This window comes from Lentzea sp. NPDC004782 (assembly GCF_040609115.1).
In the GTDB taxonomy this organism is placed as follows: domain Bacteria; phylum Actinomycetota; class Actinomycetes; order Mycobacteriales; family Pseudonocardiaceae; genus Lentzea.
This window is the reverse complement of sequence record NZ_JBEXJN010000052.1, coordinates 58890-65534: the sequence shown is the minus strand read 5'-3', so window position 1 is coordinate 65534 and position 6645 is coordinate 58890. Positions and strand designations below refer to the sequence as shown.

Genomic DNA, 6645 nt, shown 5'->3' with positions numbered 1-6645 from the left:
CCCGGCGCTGCGGGGTGGGGGGGGGGGCCCGCCAACACCCCCCATCACCGGCGAATTCGACCAACACACGGGGACGAATGCGCCGTTCATCATTCAGGAGGTCACGGTGAAGGTGGGGGTCATGACGCGGTCGAACCCGACCTCGCGGCGCGGTCCGGTCAGAGTGAGCCGCAGGGTGGCGTGGACGGCCGCGCTCGACGTGCCGACGTGCAGCTCGACCTCGCCGGGGTCGACCTGGCGGTGCCCGGCCCTGCCGGTGTAGGCGGTGAGGTCGGCGTGCAGCTCGGCGCTGACCGTGCGGGTCTGGCCGGGCGCGAGGTCGACCTTGAGCGCGCCGATCAGCTGCCGGACGGGCCGCCCGACCTCGGCCACCGGGTCGTGCAGGTAGATCTGGACGACGTCGGTGGTCGGGACCTCGTGGTCGTTGCGCAGCACCACGTGCACCCGGCAGGTGCCGTCGGTCGCCCACTCCCGCGTCTCGCAGCCCGCCGTCACCCAGGTCGCCGGCGCGTAGGAAAGCCCGTGCCCGAACGGGAACAGCGGCGTCGGGTCGACGCTGCTGACCTCGGTCCGCGCGCCGAGCGCCGCGGTGAGGTAGGTCCACGGCTGGCTGGTGCCGGCACCGGGGAAGCTCACCGGCAGCCGGCCGGACGGGTTCGTCCGTCCACTGAGGACGTTCGCGACCGCGGTGGCGCCCTCCACGCCGGGGAAGAAGCCGCAGACGACGGCGGCGAGCCGGTCGATCTGCCGGTGCAGCTCGTACGGCCTGCCGGACAGCAGCACCAGCACCACCGGGGCGCCCGTCGCGAGCACCGCTTCGAGCAGCTCCTCCTGCCTGCCGGGCAGCTTGAGGTCGGTGACGTCGCAGCCCTCGCCGGACGTGCCCGCGCCGAACAGGCCGGCCTGGTCGCCGAGCACGACGACGCAGACCTCCGCGTCGCGGGCGGCCTCGACGGCGGCCTGGATCTCCTCGTCGGTGCCGCCGAGCACCGGGCAACCCAGCTCGAACACGACGTCGTGGTCGGCCTGCAGCGCCTCCAGCACCGTGGGCACCTCGATGCCCATCGGCACGTCCGGGTGGTGCACGCCGACGTGCAACGGGAACGAGTAGCAGCCCATCACCGCGCCGGCGTCGTTCGCCCGCGGACCGACCACCGCGACCCGGCGCCTGCCGGTCAGCGGCAGCAGACCGTCGTTGTGCAGCAACACGATCGAACGCTCGGCGAGCTGCCGCGCCACCGCGCGGGACTCCGCGTCGTCGAGGTCGATCTCCTCGCCGGAGACCTCCGGGCTGTAGTCCGGGTCGAGCAGGCCCAGCTCCAGCTTCTGCCGCAGCACGCGTTCCAGCGCGCGGTCGACCAGCGCCTCGTCGACGGTTCCGGCGTCGAGCGCGGCCAGCAGCGGTTCGCCGTAACAGTCCACAGTGGGCAGTTCGACGTCGATGCCCGCGGTGAGCGACTGGATCCCGGCGTCCGCGCGGTCGGCGGCCACGCCGTGCAGCCTGTGCAGGAACGGGATGGAGAAGTAGTCGGCGACCACGGTCCCGGTGAAGCCGTACCGCTCGCGCAACCGTTCGGTCAGCAGTCCCGCGTCGGCGGCGGCCGGCATGCCGTCGTTGGTGGTGTAGGAGTTCATCACCGACCGCGCGCCCGCGCGCAGCGCCATCTCGAACGGCGGCAGCATCACGTCCGCGAACTCGCGCGGCCCGATCGACGACGGCGCGAGGTTGCGCCCGGCGCGCGAGCCCGAGTGACCGGCGAAGTGCTTGAGCGTGGCGACGATCCCCGCGGACTCCAGCCCGGCGACGTACGCGCTGCTGATCAGGCCGACCAGGTGCGGGTCCTCGCCGATCGACTCCTCGACGCGGCCCCAGCGCAGGTCCCTGGTCACGTCGAGCACCGGCGCGAGGCCCTGGTGCACCCCGAGCCGGCGCATCGACCTGCCGATCTGCTCGGTCATCCGCCGCACCAGGTCCGGCTCGAAGCTCGCGCCCCAGCACAGCGGGGACGGGAACACGGTGGCCTGCCAGGCGGCGAGCCCGGTGAGGCACTCCTCGTGCACCACCGCGGGAATGCCGAACCGGCTGCGCGTGATGATCTCCCGCTGGGTGCGGGCGAGGCTGCGCGCGCCGACCTCGGGTGCGATGGGACGGGTGCCGAACACGCGGGTGAGCTGACCGAGACCGTGCTGCACGAGCTCGTCCCAGTCCAGCGGCACGGCGAGATCGTGCTGGTGCGGCGCCACTTCTCCACCGGACTCGATGCCGACCCAGATGCCGTAGAGCTGCGCGACCTTCTCGCGCGTGGTCATCCGGCTGATCAGGTCCTGCACGCGGTCGGCCGGTGCGGCCTGCGGATCGCGCCAGAGCTCGCCGGCCGTGGTGGCATCGGTCGTCACAGATCCTCCAGTGCTCAGGATGGCAACGCGCGCGTCGACTGCCGGACGACGAGCTCGGTGCCGAGCGTGATGTGCGTGTCTGCCGGTTCTTCACCGTTGATGAGCCACACCAGCAACGTGACGGCGCGGCGGCCCATCTCCCGGATCGGCTGCTGCACCGTCGTGAGCGGCGGTGTGCACAACGCCGATTCGGGGATGTTGTCGAAGCCGACCACCGAGAGGTCCTCCGGCACCCGCAGCCCCAGCTCGCGGGCGGTCTCGATGGTCGCGATGGCGGTGATGTCGTTGGCGGCGAACACGGCCGTCGGCCGGTCCGGTCCGGTCAACAGCTCGCGGGCGGACGCGGCGGCCACGTCCGCGTCGTAGTCGCCGCGGCGGATCAGGTTCTCGTCCACCGGCACGCCCGCGCTGGCCAGTGCCCCGCGGTAGCCGGTTTCGCGCTGCTGCGCGGACTTCAGGTCGGGACGGCCGGTGAGCAGGGCGATCCTGCGGTGGCCGCGGGCGAGCAGGTGCTCGGTCGCGAGCCGGCCGCCGTGCAGGTTGTCGGAGTCCACTGTGGGCAGTGCCGCGCGCCCGGTGTGCGGGTCGACGGCGACGACGGGCGTGCCGGGCAGGCCTTCCAGGTCGACGGCGGGCGTGACGAGCACGGCCCCGTCGACCAGCGTGCCGCTCAACCTGGTCAGGTAGCGCTGTTCCCAGCCCTCCGGGTCGCCGGTGCGGCCGCCCGCCGAGTACACGACGAGCTCGAAACCGGTGCCGCGGATGGCATCGGCCGCGCCCTTGAGCAGCTCGGTGCTGAACGGCTCGATGTCGGCGACCAGGATCCCGATGACGTTCGTGCGGTGGTTGCGCAGGCTCTGCGCGACCAGGCTCGCCTCGTAGCCGAGCTCCTTGATCACGGCCTGGACCCTCGCGAACGTGTCCGCGGAGACCCCGTAGCGCTGGTTGAGGACCTTGGACACGGTGGCCACGGAGACGCCGGCCGCGGCGGCGACGTCACGGATCGTGACACGGGAGCGAGGAGGCACGGGGCCAGGCTAGCCGTGTAAAACGTTATCGACAACGATTGACACGGCGGGTTCGAGCGTGGATTCTCACTAGCCGTCGCGCATCGATCACGCCCCGTCCAACTCGGCCGACGTCGTCAGGAGTGGACCAATGCGTTCTGCAACCATGCATTCCAGGCGGAAACTGTCCGTCGCCCTCGCCGCCGCGGCGACGCTCCTGCTCGCCGCGTGCAGCGGCTCGGGTGGCGATGCCTCGGCCAACGGCCCGGTCACCCTCACGTGGTGGCACAACCGGACCACCGAACCGATGAAGTCGATCTGGCAGGGAATAGCCGACGACTTCCACAAGAGCCACCCGGACGTCTCGTTCACCATCGAACCGCTGCAGAACGAGCAGTTCCAGACCAAGGTGCCGCTCGCACTGCAGGGCAACACACCGCCGGACATCTTCCAGCAGTGGGGCGGTGGCTCACTCGTCTCGCAGCTCAGCTCCGGCAAGCTCGCCGACATCACCCAGGCGTCGCAGAGCTGGATCGGCCCGCTCGGCCAGGCGGCCAAGGGCTGGCAGTCCGGCGGCAAGCAGTACGGCGTGCCGTACCAGATGCACGCCGTGGGCTTCTGGTACCGCAAGGACGTCTTCGCCAACGCCGGCATCACCAGCACACCGACCACGTTGGACGAGCTGAACGCCGCGGTGACCAAGCTGAAGGCCGCGAACGTGGTGCCGATCGCCGTCGGTGGCAAGGACCGCTGGCCGGACGCGTTCTACTACAACTACTTCGCGATCCGTCAGTGCTCGGTCGACTCGCTGAAGACCGCGGTGGACAAGAAGGACTTCTCCGACCCGTGCTTCACCAAGGCGGGCGAGAACCTGAAGGCGTTCATCGACACCAAGCCGTTCCAGGACGGGTTCGTCGGCACTCCCGCCCAGCAGGGCGCGGGCAGCTCGGCGGGCCTGCTCGCGACCGGCAAGGCCGCCATGGAGCTGCAGGGCGACTGGAACCCGGACGTCATGCAGTCGCTGACCGAGGACAAGGACCTCGACTCGAAGGTCGGCTGGTTCCCGTTCCCGGCGGTGCCGGGCGGCCAGGGTGACCCGAACTCCGTCCTCGGCGGCGGTGACGGCTTCTCCTGCACCACGCGTGCGGCCAAGGCGTGCGCGGACTTCCTCGGCTACCTCGTCGGCGAGGAGGTGCAGAAGAAGCTCGCCGCGACCGGATCCGGCCTGCCCGTGCACCCGGCCGCCGTGGCGGCGCTGAAGACCGAGACGCACAAGAAGATCTCGGAGTACGTGTCGAAGGCTCCGCACCTGCAGTTCTACTTCGACATCGCCATGCCGACCAACGTCGGCCAGGCGCTCAACGACGCGATCGCGAACTTCTTCGCCGGGCAGGGCGGGCCGGACACGATCGTGAAGTCGGTGAGCCAGGCGGCTGCCGGGAACAAATGATGAGCACCGCGACCAGTTCGCGGCCGTTGACCGCCCCCAGTCCGCACGCGCCAGCGGCTGGGGGCGCCCGGCGGCGGTCCCGCACGCGCACAAGACTCGAGCTCGCGCTCCTGCTGGCGCCGGGGCTGGTGCTGTTCGCCGGGTTCGTGCTGGTACCGATCTTCGTGGCCGTGTACTACAGCCTCTACTCGTGGAACGGCTTCGGTCCGCTGACGGACTTCGTCGGCCTGGACAACTACGTCGACGCCTTCTCCGGTGACGTGTTCCGCGGCTCGATCGGGCACAACCTGATCATCGCCGCGCTGTCGATCATCGTGCAGCTGCCGTTGAGCATCGGCCTGGCGCTGCTGCTCAACCGGCGACTGCGCGGCCGGACGTTCCTGCGGATGGTGGTTTTCGCGCCGTACGTGCTGTCCGAGGCCGTGACCGCGGTGATCTGGCTGCTGATGCTGCAGCCGGGCGGGTTCGTCGACGAGGTGCTGCGCGGCGCCGGCCTCGGCTGGCTCGTGCAGCAGTGGCTGGCCGACCAGCGGATCGTGCTCTACACGCTGTTCGTCGTGATCACCTGGAAGTACATCGGGTTCGGCGTGATCCTGCTGCTCGCCGGGCTCCAGGGCATCCCGGTCGAGCTGCGCGAGGCCGCCGCGCTGGACGGGGCGACGAGCTGGCAGACCACCCGGCACGTCGTGCTGCCGTTGCTGGGTCCGACGATCCGGGTGTGGATCTTCCTGTCGGTGATCGGGTCGCTGCAGCTGTTCGACCTGGTCTGGATCATGACGCTGGGCGGGCCCGCCAACGCGTCGTCGACCATGGCGACCTACCTGATCGACCACGGCTTCAAGCGCTACGAGTTCGGGTTCGGCAGCGCGGTCGCCGTGATCCTGTTCCTCATCTGCTTCCTGTTCGCGTTGCTGTACCAGCGGTACGCGCTGCGCCGGGACACCGAAGGGGCGGTGGGCTGATGCGCCGCAACGCTGTCGGATACCTCACCGCGTTCGCCGTCGTCGGCGTCACGGTCGTGCCGTTGCTGTTCGTGCTGCTGGGCGGGTTCCGCACCACGGCGCAGATCAACGCCTCACCGGCCGGGTTGCCCGGCCCGTGGGTGTTGGACAACTACCGGGACGTGCTGAGCTCACCGGTGTTCTGGCGGCTGCTCGGCAACAGCGCGTTCATCGCGGTGATCGCGACGACGCTCGCGGTCGTGCTGGGCTCCATGGCGGCGTTCGCGCTGTCCCGCTACGTGTTCAAGGGCCGGGAGGCGTTCTACACGCTGTTCACGCTCGGCCTGCTGTTCCCGCTCGGTGTCGCGACGCTGCCGCTGTACCTGTGGTTGCGTCAGCTCGGGCTGCTGGAGAACCCGCTCGGCGTCGCGATTCCCGAGGCGGCGTTCTCGCTGCCGATCACGATCGTGATCCTGCGGCCGTTCATGCACGCCATCCCCCGCGAGCTGGAGGACGCCGCGCTGCTCGACGGCGCGGCCAGGCTCGGCTTCTTCTGGCGGATCCTGCTGCCGCTGTCGCGGCCCGCGCTGGCCACGGTGTCCGTGCTCGCGTTCGTCAGCAGCTGGAACTTCTTCCTGTTGCCGCTGCTGGTCTTCAACGACTCCACCCACTTCACGCTCCCGCTCGGCGTGGCGATGTTCCAGTCCGAGCACACCCAGGACACCGCGAAGGTGCTCGCGTTCACCGCGTTGTCCATGATTCCGGCGCTCACGTTCTTCGTGCTCGCCGAACGCCGCATGGTCGGCGGACTCACCGGTTCGGTGAAGGGCTGACCTTCGCCAGGAGGAGC

5 protein-coding genes are annotated in these 6645 nt (G+C 70.2%); 3 read left to right on the top strand and 2 right to left on the bottom strand.

What is annotated here, in order from left to right:
• Positions 1-93: 93 nt before the first annotated feature.
• On the bottom strand, positions 94-2397 hold the full coding sequence (locus ABZV40_RS35910; RefSeq protein ID WP_355452116.1) for a glycoside hydrolase family 3 N-terminal domain-containing protein: 2304 nt from the start codon (positions 2395-2397) through the stop codon (positions 94-96).
• Between the two features lie 14 nt (positions 2398-2411).
• On the bottom strand, positions 2412-3425 hold the full coding sequence (locus tag ABZV40_RS35905) for a LacI family DNA-binding transcriptional regulator (protein WP_355452113.1): 1014 nt from the start codon (positions 3423-3425) through the stop codon (positions 2412-2414).
• A 130-nt stretch (positions 3426-3555) separates the two neighbouring features.
• Here ABZV40_RS35905 and ABZV40_RS35900 point away from each other — a divergent pair, with 130 nt between their 5' ends.
• The 3 genes from ABZV40_RS35900 to ABZV40_RS35890 are packed head-to-tail and all read left to right on the top strand — an operon-like array spanning position 3556 to position 6628.
• Positions 3556-4854, top strand: coding sequence for an extracellular solute-binding protein (locus ABZV40_RS35900; protein WP_355452110.1), 1299 nt, complete (start codon positions 3556-3558; stop codon positions 4852-4854).
• Complete coding sequence (locus ABZV40_RS35895) at positions 4854-5816, top strand: sugar ABC transporter permease (protein WP_355452107.1); 963 nt, start codon at positions 4854-4856, stop codon at positions 5814-5816. Before ABZV40_RS35900 ends, ABZV40_RS35895 begins: the two co-directional genes overlap by 1 nt.
• Entirely contained in the window at positions 5816-6628 is an 813-nt protein-coding gene (locus ABZV40_RS35890; RefSeq protein WP_355452104.1) for a carbohydrate ABC transporter permease, read from the top strand. Before ABZV40_RS35895 ends, ABZV40_RS35890 begins: the two co-directional genes overlap by 1 nt.
• The last annotated feature ends 17 nt before the right edge of the window (positions 6629-6645 follow it).

Bases quoted from the DNA above. Each gene is read 5' to 3' on its own strand.
- ABZV40_RS35895 (WP_355452107.1), top strand. From the start codon at position 4,854: ATGAGCACCGCGACCAGTTCGCGGCCGTTGACCGCCCCCAGTCCGCAC.
- ABZV40_RS35900 (WP_355452110.1), top strand. From the start codon at position 3,556: ATGCGTTCTGCAACCATGCATTCCAGGCGGAAACTGTCCGTCGCCCTC.
- ABZV40_RS35890 (WP_355452104.1), top strand. From the start codon at position 5,816: ATGCGCCGCAACGCTGTCGGATACCTCACCGCGTTCGCCGTCGTCGGC.